The 18,336-nt window shown below is 69.2% G+C and carries 19 protein-coding genes; 10 read left to right on the forward strand and 9 right to left on the reverse strand.

Going from position 1 to position 18,336, the window contains the following annotated elements; all coding sequences use genetic code 11:
• Positions 1–7 precede the first annotated feature (7 nt).
• The 3 genes from OK17_RS01550 (at position 8) to OK17_RS01560 (ending at position 2,446) form a co-directional block, all read left to right on the forward strand.
• A complete protein-coding gene (locus OK17_RS01550) occupies positions 8–643 on the forward strand; it encodes a DUF3000 domain-containing protein (RefSeq protein WP_232719418.1) in 636 nt (211 codons plus the stop codon).
• A 5-nt stretch (positions 644–648) separates the two neighbouring features.
• Positions 649–1,938 (forward strand): HRDC domain-containing protein, encoded by a 1,290-nt coding sequence (locus OK17_RS01555; RefSeq protein WP_461416476.1) that lies wholly within the window; start codon positions 649–651, stop codon positions 1,936–1,938.
• Positions 1,939–2,017: 79 nt separating this feature from the next.
• Positions 2,018–2,446: a type II toxin-antitoxin system Rv0910 family toxin gene (locus OK17_RS01560; protein WP_461416477.1), complete on the forward strand. Its 429-nt coding sequence runs from the start codon at positions 2,018–2,020 to the stop codon at positions 2,444–2,446.
• Positions 2,447–2,491: 45 nt separating this feature from the next.
• On the opposite strand, the gene dxs is transcribed toward OK17_RS01560, so the two are convergent.
• The 3 genes from dxs to OK17_RS01575 form a co-directional block, all read right to left on the reverse strand.
• Positions 2,492–4,450 carry a 1-deoxy-D-xylulose-5-phosphate synthase gene (dxs, locus tag OK17_RS01565; RefSeq protein ID WP_461416478.1) on the reverse strand — a complete coding sequence of 653 codons (1,959 nt, stop codon included), beginning with the start codon at positions 4,448–4,450 and terminating at the stop codon, positions 2,492–2,494.
• 144 nt (positions 4,451–4,594) lie between these two features.
• Complete coding sequence (locus tag OK17_RS01570) at positions 4,595–5,887, reverse strand: class I SAM-dependent RNA methyltransferase (RefSeq protein WP_461416479.1); 1,293 nt, start codon at positions 5,885–5,887, stop codon at positions 4,595–4,597.
• On the reverse strand, positions 5,884–7,899 hold the full coding sequence (locus OK17_RS01575) for an APC family permease (protein WP_232719423.1): 2,016 nt from the start codon (positions 7,897–7,899) through the stop codon (positions 5,884–5,886). Before OK17_RS01575 ends, OK17_RS01570 begins: the two co-directional genes overlap by 4 nt.
• A gap of 78 nt (positions 7,900–7,977) precedes the next feature.
• On the opposite strand from OK17_RS01575, the gene OK17_RS01580 reads away from it, so the two are divergent.
• Together OK17_RS01580 and OK17_RS01585 are read left to right on the forward strand one after the other, a co-directional pair.
• On the forward strand, positions 7,978–8,643 hold the full coding sequence (locus tag OK17_RS01580) for a potassium channel family protein (RefSeq protein WP_461416480.1): 666 nt from the start codon (positions 7,978–7,980) through the stop codon (positions 8,641–8,643).
• 49 nt (positions 8,644–8,692) lie between these two features.
• Positions 8,693–9,355, forward strand: a complete 663-nt coding sequence (locus OK17_RS01585) for a potassium channel family protein (RefSeq protein WP_232719425.1) — start codon at positions 8,693–8,695, stop codon at positions 9,353–9,355.
• A gap of 3 nt (positions 9,356–9,358) precedes the next feature.
• On the opposite strand, the gene OK17_RS01590 is transcribed toward OK17_RS01585, so the two are convergent.
• Both OK17_RS01590 and OK17_RS01595 read right to left on the reverse strand, forming a co-directional pair.
• Positions 9,359–10,039 carry a DUF3159 domain-containing protein gene (locus tag OK17_RS01590; RefSeq protein ID WP_461416481.1) on the reverse strand — a complete coding sequence of 227 codons (681 nt, stop codon included), beginning with the start codon at positions 10,037–10,039 and terminating at the stop codon, positions 9,359–9,361.
• On the reverse strand, positions 10,036–10,413 hold the full coding sequence (locus OK17_RS01595; RefSeq protein ID WP_461416482.1) for an OB-fold nucleic acid binding domain-containing protein: 378 nt from the start codon (positions 10,411–10,413) through the stop codon (positions 10,036–10,038). Before OK17_RS01595 ends, OK17_RS01590 begins: the two co-directional genes overlap by 4 nt.
• Before the next feature lie 199 nt (positions 10,414–10,612).
• Here OK17_RS01595 and OK17_RS01600 point away from each other — a divergent pair, with 199 nt between their 5' ends.
• Complete coding sequence (locus tag OK17_RS01600; protein ID WP_461416483.1) at positions 10,613–11,338, forward strand: alpha/beta hydrolase; 726 nt, start codon at positions 10,613–10,615, stop codon at positions 11,336–11,338.
• 15 nt (positions 11,339–11,353) lie between these two features.
• Here the strand turns inward: OK17_RS01600 and OK17_RS01605 are convergent, their stop codons facing one another.
• Both OK17_RS01605 and dut read right to left on the reverse strand, forming a co-directional pair.
• On the reverse strand, positions 11,354–12,205 hold the full coding sequence (locus OK17_RS01605; RefSeq protein WP_461416484.1) for a DUF3710 domain-containing protein: 852 nt from the start codon (positions 12,203–12,205) through the stop codon (positions 11,354–11,356).
• A 76-nt stretch (positions 12,206–12,281) separates the two neighbouring features.
• Positions 12,282–12,752, reverse strand: coding sequence for a dUTP diphosphatase (gene dut / locus OK17_RS01610; RefSeq protein WP_461416485.1), 471 nt, complete (start codon positions 12,750–12,752; stop codon positions 12,282–12,284).
• Positions 12,753–12,775: 23 nt separating this feature from the next.
• Here dut and OK17_RS01615 point away from each other — a divergent pair, with 23 nt between their 5' ends.
• A complete protein-coding gene (locus OK17_RS01615; RefSeq protein WP_232719431.1) occupies positions 12,776–13,330 on the forward strand; it encodes a DUF3093 domain-containing protein in 555 nt (184 codons plus the stop codon).
• A gap of 135 nt (positions 13,331–13,465) precedes the next feature.
• On the opposite strand, the gene OK17_RS01620 is transcribed toward OK17_RS01615, so the two are convergent.
• Entirely contained in the window at positions 13,466–13,765 is a 300-nt protein-coding gene (locus OK17_RS01620) for a DUF4193 domain-containing protein (protein ID WP_006866420.1), read from the reverse strand.
• A gap of 450 nt (positions 13,766–14,215) precedes the next feature.
• Between OK17_RS01620 and cei the strand changes: the two genes are divergently transcribed.
• Positions 14,216–14,908 (forward strand): envelope integrity protein Cei, encoded by a 693-nt coding sequence (cei, locus tag OK17_RS01625; RefSeq protein ID WP_461416486.1) that lies wholly within the window; start codon positions 14,216–14,218, stop codon positions 14,906–14,908.
• A 7-nt stretch (positions 14,909–14,915) separates the two neighbouring features.
• On the opposite strand, the gene OK17_RS01630 is transcribed toward cei, so the two are convergent.
• Positions 14,916–15,791 carry an inositol monophosphatase family protein gene (locus OK17_RS01630; RefSeq protein ID WP_461416487.1) on the reverse strand — a complete coding sequence of 292 codons (876 nt, stop codon included), beginning with the start codon at positions 15,789–15,791 and terminating at the stop codon, positions 14,916–14,918.
• Between the two features lie 130 nt (positions 15,792–15,921).
• Between OK17_RS01630 and ppgK the strand changes: the two genes are divergently transcribed.
• Positions 15,922–16,710, forward strand: coding sequence for a polyphosphate--glucose phosphotransferase (gene ppgK / locus OK17_RS01635; RefSeq protein ID WP_461416488.1), 789 nt, complete (start codon positions 15,922–15,924; stop codon positions 16,708–16,710).
• Between the two features lie 118 nt (positions 16,711–16,828).
• Positions 16,829–18,310, forward strand: coding sequence for an RNA polymerase sigma factor (locus OK17_RS01640; protein ID WP_308196040.1), 1,482 nt, complete (start codon positions 16,829–16,831; stop codon positions 18,308–18,310).
• Positions 18,311–18,336 lie beyond the last annotated feature (26 nt).

The raw sequence follows: 18,336 nt of genomic DNA on the forward strand, positions 1-18,336 counted from the left end.
TCGAACGGTGACTTCCTCGGGAGCTCCGGACGAGCCTGCTGATTTCCGCGCGGCGGTGGAGTCGCTGCATGCTGCCCGCGTCCGCCGTGAGATCGAGGTCGGACCCATCCGCCCGCCGCAGCGGCTCGCGCCGTACAGCTATGCGGTCGGCGCCGAGGTGCGCCCGCCGGACGACCCCGACGTCGTCCCCACCGATTCTCAGGGCACCGCGTTCGGACGACTCATCCTGCTGTACGACCCGGCCGGCCAGGACGCCTGGAACGGGACGATCCGCCTCGTCGCCTACCTGCAGGCCGAGGTCGAGGCCGCCCTGGCGATGGATCCACTGCTGCCCGAGGTCGCGTGGAGCTGGCTGTCCGACGCCCTCGGCGTGCCGGTCGGCGAGAGCAGCACCCCCGCCTCCCCCAACGGCACCGCACACCGCATCGAGGTGACCGCACTGGGCGGTACCGTCACGTCGACGACGTCGGTGCGCTACGGCGACATCGCCGGACCCCCGCGCGCCCACCAGCTCGAGGTCCGGGCGTCGTGGACCGCACTGACCGCCGAGGGCCTCAACGGCCATCTCGAGGCGTTCTGTGAGGTGCTGGCGTCGGCTGCCGGTCTCCCGCCGGCAGGCGTGACCCAACTCGGCCCGACGTGAGCACCGTGGACACACCACCCGAGAACACGTCCGAGAACAACGCCCCCGAGGACGAGGCCCCCGAGGTCGAGCCGCTGCTGACCCCCGCCGGGGGTGTCCCGCCGGTGTTGTCGACCGCTGCGGAGTTCGCCGACGCCGCGCAGGCGCTCGCGGCCGGCGAGGGCCCCATCGCCGTCGACACCGAGCGCGCCTCGGGCTACCGCTACTCCCAGCGTGCCTACCTGATCCAGATCAAACGACGCGGCTCCGGCAGCTTTCTGCTCGACCCGATCGCCGATCCCGAGGCGCTCGCTCCCGTGATCGACGCACTGCGCGGGCCCGAATGGGTGCTGCACGCCGCCGACCAGGATCTCCCCTGCCTGCGCGAACTCGGCTTCGAATGCGTCGAGTTGTACGACACCGAGCTCGCCGGGCGCCTGCTCGGCCTGGCGAAGGTGAACCTCGCCGCGATGGTCGCCCAGTTCCTCGGCCTCGGCCTACTCAAGGGTCACGGCGCGGCGGACTGGTCACGGCGGCCGCTCCCCGACGACTGGCTGAACTACGCCGCGCTCGACGTCGAGGTGCTCGTCGAACTCCGGGACGCGATGGACGCGGCACTGGCCGAGTCCGGCAAGGACGGCTGGGCCCGCGAGGAGTTCGCCTACGTCCTGTCGCGCCCGCCGGCCCCGCCGCGCACCGACCGCTGGCGCAAGACCTCCAACATCCACACCGTGAAGTCCGCTCGTGCCCTGGCCGCCGTCCGCGAATTGTGGACGGCGCGTGAGGAACTGGCGGAACGCCGGGATGTCGCCCCGGGCCGTGTACTGCCCGACACCGCGATCGTCAACGCCGCGACCGTCGACCCGAAATCGAACAACGAACTGACCCGCCTGCCGATCTTCGGCGGTCCCCGCCAGCGTCGGCAGGCCGGCATCTGGCTGAGCGCTCTGCAGCGGGCCCGCGAGCTCCCCGACAGCGAACTGCCGGCACGCAAGACCAACGGCCCCGGATTACCCCCGGTGAGCCGTTGGGAACAGCGCAACCCGGAGGCCGCGGCGCGGATGCAGAAGGTCCGCCCCGCGCTCAAAGAGGTCGCCGAGAGCCACAACCTCCCCGTGGAGAACCTCCTCGCCCCGGACGTCGTCCGCCAGCTGTGCTGGGATGGGCTGGCCGAACCGGTGACCGCCGAGGCCGTGGACGCCCACCTCACCGCCGCCGGGGCCCGTCCGTGGCAGCGGCGGCTCACCGTGGACGCGTTGACCGAGGCGCTGGGCGAGGTCGGGACCGAGACGACCGACACCACACCGTCGGACTAGCCCCGCTCCGAGTTGGGTAAGAGACCTTCCGACAGGCACGACCTCGCAACAGGCACGACCACACGGAATGGAGCACTCAGTGGCCACAGTCTCCGTCGGCATCGACTCGGACCTCGACCCGGGCGCGGCCTGGGCACTCGCCAGCAACCTCTCGCGATTCGACGAGTGGATGACGATCTTCGGCGGGTGGAATTCCCCGGTCCCCGACACGATCACCGAGGGGACGAAGGTCTCGTCGTTGATCAAGGTGAAGGGGTTCCGCAACGTCATCCACTGGACCGTCACCGATTACGACGAGCCGCGGATGATCGCACTGTCCGGCACGGGCCGCGGAGGGATCAACATCGACCTCGCGATGAAGGTCGACGAGATCGTCGACGGCTCGCACTTCGATCTGTCCGCCGACATCTCCGGCGGCCTGCTCAACGGACCCGTCGGGCGCCTCGTCGCCAAGGTCCTGGAATCCGACGTGCACAAGTCGATCTCGAACCTGGCGAACCTGCGCTGAGCTCGAACGGGTCGGCGCCTACCATCGGGCGCCGACCCTCCGGCGTCAGTCCTCGGCGCGACTCTGCGCGGGATCCGCGGGATTCTCGATGTGGCGTTCCAGTGCCGGACCGGCCTGCATCCCCGACACCGTCGCGGTGATCGAACGGGCGAGATCCTGCGCGGTCAGGCCGAGGTCGCCGAGAATCTCTCCGCGCGAGGCATGTTCGATGAACGCCTGCGGAATTCCCTTGATCTGCACCGGGACCGGTACCTCGGCCGCCGAGAGCGCCCCGGCGACAGCCGATCCCACGCCGCCGCTGACGCAGCCGTCCTCGAGGGTGACGACCAGGCGGTGACGACGCGCGACCTCGACCACCGAGGTCGGCACCGGCAGCACCCAGCGCGGGTCGACGACGGTGGCGTCGATGCCCTGCTGCGCGAGGCGTTCGGCGGTGTCGACTGCGAGGCTGCAGAAGGCGCCGACCGCGACGATGAGCACGTCACCGGACACCGGGCCGAGGTCGCGATCGCCGCGGTGCAGCACGTCGACCCCGTCGTCGAGTCGTTCGACCGCACGGATGTCCTCGGGCACAGCACCTTTGGAGAAACGCAGGGCGGTCGGACCGTCGTCGATGCCGAGCGCCTCGTCGAACTCCTCGCGCAACCGGACCGCGTCGCGCGGCGCGGCGACCCGGAGACCGGGGACCATCGCCATGAGCGACAGGTCCCACATGCCGTGGTGACTGGGGCCGTCGGGGCCGGTGATGCCAGACCGGTCCAGGACGAGGGTCACCGGCTGCTTCAGCAGTGCGACGTCCATCAGGAGCTGGTCGAAGGCGCGGTTGAGGAACGTCGAGTAGATGGCGACGACCGGGTGCAGGCCGCCGAGTGCGAGGCCGGCCGCCGAGGTCATCGCATGCTGTTCGGCGATGCCGACGTCGAACATGCGGTCCGGGTAGCGCTCGCCGAACGGCGTGAGTCCCGTGGGGCCGGGCATGGCCGCGGTGATCGCGACGACATCCGGGCGGTTGGCGCCGGCGTCGAGCAGCGCAGCCGAGAAGACCTTGGTCCAGTCCTGCGGTGCGACGCTGGTGGGCCGCCCGGTCACGGGGTCGATGATGCCGGTGGCGTGCATCAGGTCCGCGACGTGATTCTCGGCGTGGGCGTACCCCATGCCCTTGCGCGTGACGGTGTGCACGATGACCGGTCCGCCGAAGTCGCGGGCGTGCCGCAGGGCCGACTCGACGGCGTTGATGTCGTGGCCGTCGACGGGGCCGACGTATTTGAGCCCGAGGTCGGTGAACATCGCCTGGGGTGCCAGCAGATCCTTGAGACCGCTCTTCATGCCGTGCAGGACCGCGTAGGCGGGTTCGCCGACCACGGGCATCTGCTTGACGACGCGCCGGCTCTCGTCGAGGAACTTCTCGTAGCCGGGCTGCAGACGCAGACCGGACAGGTGGCTGGCGAGGCCGCCGATGGTCGGGGCGTACGACCGGCCGTTGTCGTTGACGACGATGACCACGGGCCGGTTGCAGGCGGCGATGTTGTTGATCGCCTCCCAGCACATGCCGCCGGTGAGGGCGCCGTCGCCGACCACCGCGACCACGGTGCGGTCCTTCTGGCCGGTCAGCTCGAAGGACTTGGCCAGTCCGTCGGCGTAGGACAGGGCCGCCGAGGCGTGCGAGGACTCGACCCAGTCGTGTTCGGATTCGGCGCGCTCCTGGTAGCCGGTGAGGCCGCCGCGCTGGCGCAGGTGGTCGAAGCCGCCTTTGCGGCCGGTCACGATCTTGTGGACATAGCACTGGTGGCCGGTGTCGAAGAGGATCGGATCGTGGGGCGAGTCGAATACACGGTGGATTCCGAGGGTCAGTTCGACCACACCGAGATTGGGGCCGAGATGACCGCCGGTCGCCGCCACCTTCTCGATCAGGAACGTCCGGATCTCGGAGGCGAGCGTCTCCATCTCGGCTTCCGACAGAGACCGCAGATCGGCCGGCGAGTTGATCCGGTCGAGCACAACCATCGTTTCCTCCATCACGTGACGCCCCGGGGAACCCGGTTCACATTTCCGGGAGAAAACCCCCGGCTCATAACCCGTCAGTCTACGGAAGCATTCGGTACGACCATGCCCGGCGGATGGCCGACGACCTCACTCGGCGGGTGTGGTTCAGGCCGGAACGAGGCACGCGATGGCCTCGACATGGTGCGTGAGCGGGAAAGCGTCGAAGCCACGCACCTGGGCCACGCGATATCCGGCGCGGGTGAAGAGACCGAGATCACGTGCGAAACGGGCGGCATCACAGCCGACGTGCACCACCGCGGCCGGTTTCGCGGCGGCGATCGCGTCGATGACCCGCTCGCCGGCGCCGGTGCGCGGCGGATCGAGGACGACGACGTCGGGCGCCTCTCCGAGGTCGTGCACGCGGGCGGCCACCTCTCCCTGATGGGTGACCACGCGATCGCCGTCGGCGTCGAAGGTGCGCGTCGCGGCCGCCAGCGCGCCCGCGTCGGAGTCGACGATGTGAACCTCCTCGAGGCCCGTCCCGTAGTGGTCGAGCAGTGCGCCGGCGAACACCCCGGCGCCGCCGTAGAGGTCCCACGCGACCCGCGGACCGGCTCCGAGGTGGTCGCCGACGAAGCCCACGACGGTGTCGGCGTAGGTCTGCGGCGCGGCGCGGTGCGCCTGCCAGAACCCGGTCACCGGGATGTCCCACGACCGGTTCCCGACGCGATGGACCGCGGACTCGGCCCCCTCGACGACCACCTGTGCGCGGGGTCGGGAGCGGCGTCGGCGGTTCTTCTGTGCCTGGCGGCGGGCATCGCCGTGCCGGACCTCGGCAACGGGTGCGAGCTCGGTGATGTGGCGGGCGCCGTCGGAGTCGAGGACCACGGCCAGTTCGGCGTGCGGGGTGAAGCTGCGGCCGACGAGGTCGTCGACCATCCCCGGCGCCGGCTGCACGCAGATGTCGTGGATCACCGCGGAACCGCGGAAGGCGTGCTGCCCGGCGCGCCCTCGTCCGTCGACGGCCAGCCGGGTCCGGATGCGCCAGCCCGTGTCGGCGCCGGGCAGGCGGTCGACCCCGCGCGTCGCGAGGTCGGTGCCGGCGATCGTCTCCTCGTCGAGGTGGCCGACCCGGCTCAGGACATCGAGCAGCACGGCCTTCTTCAGTTCGCGCGCGGGGACTGGCTCGATGTGCCCTAGGTCGCAGCATCCCGCTCCCCCGGCCGCCGCCGGGCACACCACCGGAACCCGGTGCGGGGACTCGTCGAGGATCTCGACGGCGTCGGCACGCCAGTACGAGTCGTGGCGGTCGTCGGTGATCTCGGCGACCACGCGCTCGCCGGGAATCGCACCGCGCACGAACAGGACCCGGCCGTCGGCACGTCCGACCGCCTCCCCACCGTTGGCGGGACGATCGACGGTGACCTCGACGCGCCGCGTCGTTGCCGGGGGTGTCACAGTGTGCGCTCCGATTCGCCCAGGGCGCGGCGGGTCTCGCCCGGCGCCCAGTACCTCTTGGTCTCCTTGCGGCGGTCCGACGACGTGAGCTGCCAGGGCACCGAGGTCACCATCACCCCGGGCTCGAACAGCAGACGTCCCTTGAGCCGCAGCGCGGACTGGTTGTGCAGGATCTGCTCCCACCAGTGTCCGACGACGTATTCGGGGATGAACACCGTCACCACGTCGCGCGGGGACTCCCGGCGGACACGTCGCACGTATTCGATGACCGGGCGGGTGATCTCGCGGTACGGGGAGGCGATGACCTTGAGCGGGATCGTGATGTCGCTGGCCTCCCACTGGGACACCAGCTTCCGGGTGTCGCGGTCGTCGACGTTGACGGTGATCGCCTCGAGGACGTCCGGTCTCGTCGCCCGCGCATAGCGCAGGGCACGACGCGAGGCCATGTGCAGACTCGACACCAGCACGATCGAATGGGTCCGGCTCGGGAGCACCCCCTCGTCGTCGGCCTCGGCCTCGTCGAGTTCGCGCTGCACCGAGGCGTAGTGGTGATGGATCAGCTTCATCACCACGAAGAGCGCGACCATCGCCAGCACCGCGATCCACGCTCCCGCGGTGAACTTCGTGATCAGCACCACCACCAGGACCGTCGCGGTCATGACCAGCCCGACCGAGTTCACCACCCGCGACTGCATCATCCGGCGGCGTGCGCTGGGGTCGGACTCGGTGCGCAGCAGGCGCGTCCAGTGCCGCACCATGCCGGTCTGGCTCAGGGTGAATGAGACGAACACGCCGACGATGTAGAGCTGGATGAGCGAGGTGACCTGGGCGTCGAATGCGACGACGAAGATGATGGCCGCGGCCGCCAGGAACAGGATGCCGTTGGAGAACGCGAGTCGGTCGCCACGTGTGTGCAACTGCCGCGGCAGGTAGCGATCCTGCGCCAGCACCGATCCCAGCACCGGGAAACCGTTGAACGCGGTGTTGGCGGCCAGCAACAGGATCAGCGCGGTCACGATCGCGACGAAGAAGAAACCGGCCGGGAACGCGTCGAAGACCGCGTGGGCGAGCTGCGCGATCATCGCCTTCTGCTGGTAGCCCTCGGGGGCGCCGACGAGGTCCGTCGCCGGGTTCATCACGTACTTGGCGCCGATCTCCTGCGCGAGCAGAACGATGCCCAGGAGCAGGGTGATCGAGAACGCGCCGAGCATCAGCAGGGTGGTCGCGGCGTTGCGTGACTTGGGTTTCCGGAACGCGGGAACACCGTTGCTGATGGCCTCGACCCCGGTCAGCGCCGCGCAGCCCGAGGAGAACGAGCGGGCGACGAGGAAGACCAGCGCCAGGCCGGTGAGGTTGTCCTGTTCGGCGGCGATACCGAAGTCGGCGGTCTCCGAGCGGATCTCCTCGCCGAACACGAAGATCTCGGTGAACCCCCACACGAGCATGCCCAGCACACCGACGATGAAGGCGTAGGTCGGGATAGCCAGCAGCGCACCGGATTCCTTGATACCGCGCAGGTTCACCGCGGCGATGAGCACGATGGCGCCGACGCAGAACCAGACCTTGTGTTCGCTGACGAACGGGACGGCCGAACCGATGTTCTCCGCCGCCGAGGTCACCGACACCGCGACCGTCAGCACGTAGTCGACGAGGAGCGCGCTGCCGACCGTCAGGCCGGCGTTGGGTCCCAGGTTGACCGTGGCGACCTCGTAATCGCCACCACCCGACGGATATGCGTGCACGTTCTGCCGATAGCTCGCGACCACCACCGCGAGGACCACCGCGACGGCGACGGCGACCCACGGGGTGAAGGCGAGCGCGGTGATACCGGCCACCGACAGGACCAGGAAGATCTCCTGGGGCGCATACGCCACCGAGCTCATGGCGTCGGAGGCGAAGACCGGGAGGGCGATCCGTTTGGGGAGCAGAGTGTGGCCCAGCTTGTCGCTGCGGAAGGGCCTGCCGAGCAGGAGGCGCTTCGTCGCAACGGACACCTTGGAGACGGTGGACACCAGGCAACCCTAGAGCGTCCGCGTCGTGGCGGGTAGGTTCGACTCGCGGCACGCAGGTCGCGTCAGGAGAGGAATGTCGTGCAGGTAGTCATCATGGGTTGCGGGCGGGTCGGATCGTCGCTCGCGATGGCGATGCAGAAACGCGGACACGACGTCGCGATCATCGACCGGGACCCGTCCGCGTTCGCCCGGCTGTCCGCCGACTTCGCGGGCCGCACGATCACCGGTGTGGGCTTCGACCGGGACATCCTCGTCAAGTCCGGGATCGAGCACGCCGACGCCTTCGCCGCGGTCTCGTCCGGCGACAACTCCAACATCATCGCCGCCCGTGTCGCCCGGGAGACCTTCGACGTCGAGCGCGTCGTCGCCCGCATCTACGACGCCAAGCGCGCCGAGGTGTACGAGCGGCTGGGTATCCCGACCGTCGCCACCGTGCCGTGGACGACGGAACGTTTCGTCTCCGCGCTCGGCGAGACCGCGACCACGGAGTGGCGTGACCCGTCGGGCACCCTCGCGGTCGCCGAGATCGACGTCGACGAGTCGTGGATCGGGGTGTCGGTCGGCAAGTTCCAGGAACAGACCGGGGCGCGGGTCGCATTCCTCAACCGGGTCGGGCGGCCGGTCCTGCCGGAGGCCAAGACCGTTCTCCAGCAGGACGACGTGATCTACGGTGCGGTGCTGCTCGACAACCTGGTCAACGCCCGCCGCGCCGCCGCGGAACCGTTCACCCAGGCCGAGTCCTGAACACCCCGAAGCCGCACGCCCAGAGCCCCGAACACCGAGGAGTCATCCTGTGAAGGTCGCCATCGCCGGAGCCGGCGCGGTCGGGCGCTCGATCGCCCGCGAACTCCTGGTCAACTCGCACGACGTCACACTCTTCGAGCGCAAGGCCGACCACATCGATCCCGACTCGGTGACGGGCGCGAAATGGATCCTCGCCGATGCCTGCGAACTCGCGAAACTCGAAGACGCACAGTTGCAGACCTTCGACGTGATGGTCGCGGCGACCGGCGACGACAAGGCCAACCTGGTCGTGAGCCTGTTGGCCAAGACCGAGTTCGCGATCAACCGCGTCGTCGCGCGGGTCAACGACCCCCGTAACGAATGGCTCTTCGGCGAGGACTGGGGCGTCGATGTCGCGGTGTCGACGCCGCGTCTGCTGGCCTCCCTCGTCGAGGAGGCGGTGTCGGTGGGTGACCTGGTCCGCCTCATGACCTTTCGTCAGGGGCAGGCGAACCTGGTAGAGCTCACCCTGCCGTCGAACACACCGATGGCAGGCAAGCCGGTACGCAAGCTCGAACTGCCGCGCGACGTGGCCCTGGTCACGATCCTGCGGGGCGGGCGTGTCATCGTGCCGCAGAGCGACGACCCGATCGAGGGCGGCGACGAGCTGATCTTCATCGCCCCGTCGGAGGCCGAACCGGCCCTCTACGACGCCATGAAGATCACCCGCTGAGAATCAGGCGCCGACGGCCTCTTCCTCACGCACCGCGCGGCGGACGAGCAGGACCGTGGCGAGCACGGCCAGGGCGGTCAGCGGCCAGCCCATCGCGATCCGTGTGAAGGCGAGCCAGCCGGTGGCACCGAGGTCGTAGAGCTCCGACTGGGCGAGATACCGCGCCGCGAACACCAGGGCCCACAGGGCGGTGGCGATGTCGTAGGCGCGCAACGTCCGACGGTGTTTACGCCAGGCGGTCCCCTGCCCGTTCACGAGGTGCCAGGCGACGCCGATCAGCGGCCAGCGCACGACGATGGAGATCACGAACGCGATGGCGTAGGCGAGGGTGGTCCAGATGCCGAAGAGGAAGTATCCCTTGGCGTCCCCCACCCGGTTGGCGATGAAGACGCAGATGGCCACGCCGAGAAGGCCGGAGATCGCCGGGGTGAGTCCCTCGCGGCGGACGAGCCGAACAACGAAGACGAGGGCCGCGGCGGTGAGCGCGGCGATGATGGCGGCCGTGAGGCCGAAGAACGAGTTGACCGGCACGAACACGACGACCGGGACCGTCGAGTAGATCAGACCGGACACGCCGCCGATCTGGTCCAGCACGGTGGGGGTCGGCTCGGGGCCAGGGCTCTGTTCGACGTCCTGGTCGGCCGACTCGTCGTCCGACCTTCCGGTGTCACTCGTGGGTGTCACTCGTCGTCGCTGCCCTGCAGCTCGTAATAGGGGTTGAAGATCACCTTGTGACCGTCCTGTAGGGCGAGTCGGCCCCGCACGGTCACCTTCCGGCCGGGTTCGATACCGGCGATGCGATTGCGGCCCAGCCACTTCAACATGACGATGTCGGAGCCGTCGAAGAACTCTGCCTTGACCCCGGCCTTGGCCGAGCGTGAACAGGTCTCCACCGCACGCAACTCGCCGTGCATGGTGACCTCCTCGCCGCGGGTGCATTCCGACGCGCGTTGTGCGCCCGTCGCCTTCGACTCCTCGGCGATTCGTTCCGCGTCGACATCCCCGAGATCTTCGGTGAGTCGGCGGGTCAGTCGCTTGAGATAACCAGCTGTGGGCATCCCAACCTCCCAATGGATTTCAGCCGGGCACCGGGGCTTCCGCCGCAGCGTCCGGGGCCACCGAACGAATGATCGGTGGCTGTCCGCCAGCGTAGACCCGGCACCCGCCGGTGACAACGTGGATGACCGGGGCGCACCCGCGGTCCCGGGACACCCTAAGGGATGATCTCTGGGTGCCCCGCATCCGGATGAACAATTGATGCCCGTCGTGGACAGTCCGCAAACACGAACGGCCACCGCGCTGGTGGTGATTCCCGGGACCGGCTCGGATGCCGACCACGTCACACGTGCCTTCGGTCACGCGGCCGCCACGCTCGGTGTGGAGCTGGTGGCGCTCGAGCCGACGTCGGAGCTGGTCGACGGACACCGTCGGGGTCTCGAGCGCGCTGCGGCCGAACACGACCGGGTTCTGGTCGGCGGAGTGTCGATCGGCGCCGCGATCGCCCTCGAGTGGGCCCTCGCCGACAGTCGCGGACGCTGTGCAGGGGTGTTCGCGGCGCTGCCGGCCTGGAGCGGCGACGCCGACTCCGCGCTCGCCGCGGCCAGCGCGCGGGCCACTGCCGACGCGATGGAACAGAACGGCCTGGAGACGACGGTCGCCGAGATGGCGGCGAGCAGTCCGGACTGGCTGGCCGAAGAACTCTCCCGATCCTGGCGCAGGCTGTATCCCGAGGTCATCGGCCAGCTGCGCGACGCGGCACGCTACTGCGCCCCGACACCTGCCCAGATCGCCGGGCTCACGGTGCCGCTGGCCCTCGTCGCGGCGCCCGACGACCCGATCCACCCCATCGCCGTTGCCGGCGCATGGCAGGAAGCGGCTCCGCTGTCGGCGCTGGTCGAGGTCACCCTCGAAGGATGGGGCCGTGACCCCGGTTTGCTCGGCGAGAGCTGCGTCGACGCGTACACACGCCTGTCGCGGCGGTAAGGCGCCGTCACCGGGTCAGCGACGACGGAAGAAGCGCTGCATCGCCGAGCCCGACGACGGCGGCAGCGGCGCGTCGTCCTCGGGGGCCGGGTCGGCGGCGACCGACGTGTCGTGTTCGCCCGGCCCGCCCTCGGCCGGAGCCTCGGTGTAGGAGTTCTCGCCGTAGACGGTGGCGTGTGCCACCTGGTCCAGCGCTCCCCCGGCGACCCCTTCCGGATCGTCGGCGGTCGGGACCTCGGGGGTGGGCGCCTCGGCCGGTGCCCCTGCCTCCCCCTCGGCGAAGATCTGCTGCTGCGCGGCGGCGACCTGATCGGCGAGCACCGGCGGCAGCACGATCGGGAGGGGTTCGCGCGGCGGGTGCGGCTCGGATCCGCGACGTACGACGGTCTCGGCCAGCACGGCCCGACTCAGGCGTGCGAGGTCCTCGGCGCTCTCCGACGGTCCACTCCCGACACAGCGCACCAGCCAGCGGGGGCCGTCGACGCCGATGAAGCGGTGGGTACCGCCTTCGACCTCGGCCACGACCTCGCGGCCCCAGTGGCCGTCCTCGATGCTGGTCGAGGCGCCACCGTCGCGCAGTGACTCGGCCAGTTCGCGGACCACCTCACGCCACATCCCCGGCGATTTGGGTGCCGCGAAGGCACTCACCGAGATCCGGCCGATCGGGGTGACCAGGTAGACGTTCTGGGGCTGGTGGGTCTCCGACATCTCGACGGTCACCTGCCCGCCCTCGACCACCGGCACGAGCACCGAGCCGAGGTCGAGGTGGGAGTTCTCCAGCTCGCTGATCTCCGTCGCGAGGGCGTCGATGTCGTAGGGGCCCAGTGCTTGTCCGACCCGCAGTTCGTCCGAACCGTTATTCGTCATCGCCTACTCCTCGTTGATCCGCATTCGTGTTGAAGATTAATCGACGCGGGGGCAGACGACGCCCGGCGTGTCGTGCTCAGCCCAGGATCGCGTGGCCGCCGCTGGACCCGTATCCGCCGTCGCCGCGGCTGGTGTCGTCGAGCTCGTCGACCTCGACGAAGTCGGGCAGTTCGACGCGCTGCACGATCAGCTGTGCGATCCGGTCGCCGCGCGAGATGGTGATGGACTGTTCGGGATCGAGATTGATCAGGCAGACCTTGATCTCCCCGCGATATCCCGCGTCGACCGTGCCGGGCGTGTTGACGATGGACAGTCCGGCGCGGGCGGCCAGCCCGGAGCGCGGATGGATCAGGCCCACGGTGCCGAACGGCAGCGCGATGGCGATCCCGGTGCCGACCAGCTGACGGCGTCCCGCGGGCAGTTCCAGGTCGATCGTCGAGCACAGGTCCACACCCGCATCCCCGGGATGAGCTCGGGTGGGCAACGGCAGATCGGGATCGAGTCGACGTACCGCGATGGGCGGCAGAGGGGGGAGATCTGGGGTCACGCACGCAGACTACGCTGGTCAACGTGACCGCACCTCAATCGCCTGACAACACCGGCGGCACGTCGGGGACTCCGGCGACGCGCCGCGACTCCGGATCCGCGGACCTCTTCGACGAGCGTCTGCACGTGCCGTGGTGGTGGTGGCCGGCCGCCGCCGTCCTGACCGGCGTGGTGGGCTACGAGATCCAGTTGTCCGCCCACGGCAGCCGGTGGAGCGTGATCGGTTACGTCGTCACCGCGATCCTCTGCGTGCTGGTGCTGTGGTCGATGAGCCGCACCCGAGTCCGGGTGACCGCCGACCGCGAACTGCAGGCGCATCGCGCGCTGCTGCCCCGGTCCGTCGTCGCCCGCGGCGCGTCGATCCCGGCGACGGCCAAGAGCGCCGCGCTCGGCCGGCAACTCGACCCCGCCGCGTACCTGGTGCACCGCTTCTGGGTGAAGACCATGGTCCTCATCGTCCTCGACGATCCCGACGACCCGACCCCCTACTGGCTGGTGTCCACCCGACGACCGGGCGAGCTGCTGGCGGCCCTCGACATCCCGGATGCCGCAGCGGACCGCCCGGCGGCGACCGCCTGACGGCACCGGGGGCACCAACGGAGACAGACGAAGGGGCCGCGCCTGATGGCGCGGCCCCTTCTTCGTCACGCCCTGCCCGTCGGTTACCCGTGCGTCAGGGATTCGTCGTGCGCATCCGCGGGTGACCCGCAGACCTCATGCGCAGTCGACGCAGATCAGCGAGTTGCCGTTCTCCTCGGCCAACCGGCTGCGGTGGTAGACGAGAAAGCAGCTGGTACAAGTGAATTCGTCGGCCTGCTTCGGGATGACCCGGACCGACAGTTCTTCACCGGAGAGGTCGGCACCGGGCAGTTCGAAGGACTCCGCGGTCTCGGTCTCGTCGACGTCGACGGCTGCGGACTGCGCCTCGCTCCGACGGGCCTTCAGCTCCTCGAGCGAGTCTTCGTTGAGGTCCTCGGCCTCGGTGCGTCGTGGCGCGTCGTAATCAGTAGCCATTGTGTGCCTTACTTGTTGAGAGTGTGAGGGGGCGCTCTCGGTTCCGGCTTGTGGCCGTCACCCAGGGGTGGTGCGCACGACTCCGCCGGGATTGTCTAGCCGGTGGGGTCACTACAACACCGGCTCGAGCACAATTCGTTCCCGAGAATCCGTCGTATTGCGTGACTTCGGTCACGGTTCGATTTCGGCTGCACCCCGAGTCTGGAAGCGCGGGCGCCCGAAGAATAGACCACGTCCAGTCAATCGTCAATGTGGCAACGCGAACTTGTCCGAAATCTGGCGTTTGACGCAGGTCGGGCCCGTCGGCGTGGTCACGACACGGCACCGGCGGCGAGGCTCGCGCCCGCGACGCGGTCGACCCTCTAGAGTGTTGCGGAGATCGCGCGGGGCGTCGTTCCCGGTGAAGTCACAACCGCTCGCGAAGTTCGCCCAGTGAGGAGTCGTTCCACGGTGGTCTCGAAGATTACGACCGGCTACCCGACCGACGAACAGGGCCGCCCGTACCCGCGCCGCCGGTATGCCCCGGCGATCATCACGGTGGTGGTCCTCATGGTCCTCGGCGTGATCGTCTGGGCGGTCGTGCTCGGCAGCGACGACAGCGAATCGGTCCCCACCGCCTGCAATCAACCGTCCCCGGCGACCGCCACCGAGGCCGGCGCACCGGAGCCGGCGGAGCCGCCGGCCCTCTCCCCGGTCCCCCGCGACGAGATGCTGGAGGTCGCGCCCGCCGCGCTGTCGACCTTCCAGGTCCGTGTCCTCAACGCATCCGAGGAACGGGGCGCGGCCCGGTCGGTGTCCGAGGACCTCGCCACACAGGGCTTCACCCCGGCCACCGACACCCCGTTCGCCGATGATCCCGTCTACGTCAACCGGGATCTCGACTGCGTCGCGCAGATCCGGTTCGGTCCCGCGGGCCGTGCCTCCGCCGCAGCCGCCTGGCTGGTGTTCCCGTGCGCGCAGCTCGTCGACGACGGACGCCGGGGCACCGCGGTCGACGTCGCACTCGGCACCTACCACTCGGGTGGTGAGCTCTCCCAGGACGCACAGGCGGCACTCGAGGCGCTGCGATCGGCCGATCCCACGAACCCCGAGACCGGCGCCGATCCCGCACTGGTGAAGGCGGTCCACTCGGCGCCGTGCTGAGTGCCTTCTAGACCAGCGGTTCCCGCGCCCCCAGCCCGTCGAGCAGTCCCAGGAACTCGTCGGCGATACCCGGCGCGACGGCCACCGTGATGTGCCCCTCGTCCGCCCGCGAGTCCGGCGGCGGGGTCACCACGACCGCACCCGCCTCGGCGGCGATGAGTCCGCCCGCAGCCCAGTCCCAGGGACTCAGGCCGTGTTCGTAATGGGCGTCGACCGCACCGGAGGCCACCATGCACAGGTCGAGGGCCGCGGCACCGATCCGTCGGATGTCGCGCACCTTCGGGAGCAGCTCCGCGACGATCCGACCCTGTGCTCGCCGACGGTCGGCGGCGTAACCGAAACCCGTTGCCACGAGCGCGAGTTCCGCGCGGTCGACGGGATTGCAGCGCAGCGGCACACGCGGTCCGTCACCGTCGGCGACCCAGGCACCGCCGCCCTGGGTGGCCCCGTAGACGACCTCACGCGCCACGTCGACGACGACGCCCGCCACCGAGCGGCCGTCGACCTGCGCCGCCAGCGACACGGCGTAGGCGGGGACGCCGTACATGAAATTGACCGTGCCGTCGATGGGGTCGACCACCCAGCGCACGCCGGACGGGACGGCACGACTCCCGCCGTGCTCCTCCCCCAGGACCTCGTCGGCGGGCCGTGCCTCGTGCAGCAGCTGACGGATGAGGCGTTCGGTCTCGGTGTCGGCGACGGTGACCGGATCGGTTTCCGTCGACTTGGTCGAGACGGGATTGACCGTCGAATCCGTCGGCTGCGTTGTCGCACCGAACAATTCGGGGCGGCGGCGTCGCACGTGCGCGGCCGCCTCCTGCGCCACGTCCACCGCGATGGCGGCCAGTTCGTCCACCGGAATTGTCTGATCCACGTGTTCCATGTCAGCACATCGGCGACCGCGACCGCTCACCGGTGAGGTGAAGCAACGCATCTGGAGGGATGCCGCGCGGGCGGCGGCGGGCGCCGATAGCCTGATGTCGATCACCGCCGGCCCGGAAGGGGACTCCGCCATGACCGACACGCCCGCCACCGACAGCTCACCGACCCCGACGAATCTGGGATTCGGCGTCGACGTCGGCGGCTCCGGGATCAAGGGCGGCATCGTCGATCTCGACACCGGCGAACTCGTCGGCGATCGATTCAAGGTGCTCACACCGCAGCCCGCCACCCCGGAGGCGGTCGCGGCCGCCGTCGCCGAGGTCGTCGCCCACTTCGACTGGGCGGGTCCGGTCGGCATCACCCTCCCGGGTGTGGTCACCGACGGCATCATGCGGACCGCGGCGAACATCGACAAGGCGTGGATCGGCACCGACGTCTACGAGCTGTTCAGCCGCCACCTGGGAGGTCGCGCGGTCTCGGTGCTCAACGACGCCGACGCGGCCGGGATGGCCGAGGACGCCTACGGCGCGGGCAAGGGCGTGGACGGCGTGGTGATGTTGCTGACATTCGGCACCGGCATCGGCTCGGCGATCCTCATCAACGGCATCCTCGTGCCCAACACCGAGCTGGGTCACATGCAGGTCGGCAAGAAGGAGGCCGAGCATCAGGCGTCCTCGCGGGTCAAGGAGGAGAAGGACTGGTCCTACGAGAAATGGACCGAGAAGGTCTCCGACGTCCTCAAGGCCTACGAGGCGCTGTTCTGGCCCAAGCTGTTCATCGCCGGCGGCGGCATCAGCCGCAAGGCCGACAAGTGGATTCCGCTGCTCACCAACAAGACCCCGGTCGTGCCCGCCACGCTGCAGAACACCGCCGGTATCGTCGGCGCGGCGATGGCGGTCTCACAAGGCATCAAAACCTAGGCCGCGCCTGGATTGACCAGGGCTTTGTCACATCGGGCGAGCCGATGTCGTTACAATGGTCGTCACCGGTCATCTGAACCGATAAACCAAGCCCTTGTCCACGGCGGCTCGTGCTGCCGTGTCACGTCTCACGAGACCCGACAAAGACTCCGCAGAAGAGAAGTTCGAAAGGTTGTACGTGGCAGCCATCAAGACCCGCCAGGGGGACGCCGAGGCCGACGAAACCCAGTCGACCAGCGCCTCGACCGAAACCCCGGCCAAGCGGACCGCCAAGAAGGCTGCGAAGAAGACCGCGGCCAAGAAAGCGCCCGCCAAGAAGGCAGCAGCGAAGAAGGCCACCAAGAAGGCAGCCCCCAAGAAGGCAGCCAAGAAGGCCACCTCCGCCGAGGGTGTCGGCGACACCGACGCCGAGCCCGAGGACCCGAACTCGATCGACGACATCGACGTCGCCGACGGCGAACTCGAGGACGTGGAGATCGACGACATCGAGGTCGACGACGAGGACGAGGACTCCGACGACGAGGACGACTCCGAGGAAGCCGAAGCGACTCCTACCGGCGCCAAGACCGCGGCCAAGGAATCGACCAAGACCGACGCCGCCGCCAAGTCCGGCGACTTCGTCTGGGACGAAGAAGAGTCCGAGGCACTCCGCCAGGCCCGCAAGGACGCCGAGCTCACCGCTTCGGCCGACAGCGTCCGCGCCTACCTCAAGCAGATCGGCAAGGTCGCCCTCCTCAATGCCGAGGAAGAGGTCGAGCTCGCCAAGCGCATCGAGGCCGGCCTCTTCGCCACCGAGCGTCTTCGTCGCATGATGGCCTCCGGCGAGAAGATCAGCACCGCGCAGAAGCGCGACCTGAATTGGATCTCCCGCGACGGCAACCGTGCGAAGAACCATCTGCTCGAGGCCAACCTCCGTCTGGTCGTCTCGCTCGCCAAGCGCTACACCGGCCGCGGCATGGCGTTCCTGGATCTCATCCAGGAGGGCAACCTCGGTCTGATCCGCGCGGTCGAGAAGTTCGACTACACAAAGGGTTACAAGTTCTCGACCTACGCCACGTGGTGGATTCGCCAGGCGATCACCCGCGCGATGGCCGACCAGGCCCGCACCATCCGTATCCCGGTGCACATGGTCGAGGTCATCAACAAGCTGGGCCGTATCCAGCGTGAGCTCCTCCAGGACCTCGGCCGCGAGCCGACTCCCGAGGAACTCGCCAAGGAGATGGACATCACCCCCGAGAAGGTGCTGGAGATCCAGCAGTACGCCCGGGAGCCCATCTCACTCGACCAGACCATCGGCGACGAGGGCGACAGCCAGCTCGGCGACTTCATCGAGGACTCCGAAGCAGTCGTCGCGGTCGACGCGGTGAGCTTCACCCTCCTGCAGGATCAGCTGCAGTCGGTCCTCGAGACGCTGTCCGAGCGCGAGGCGGGCGTCGTCCGTCTGCGGTTCGGTCTCACCGACGGCCAGCCCCGCACGCTCGACGAGATCGGTCAGGTCTACGGCGTCACGCGAGAGCGCATCCGCCAGATCGAGTCCAAGACGATGTCGAAGCTGCGCCACCCGTCGCGGTCGCAGGTTCTCCGGGATTACCTGGACTAGTCACACGCACTCCCCTTCGCCCCCGT

The sequence above is a fragment of the Gordonia sp. GN26 genome, assembly GCF_054823965.1.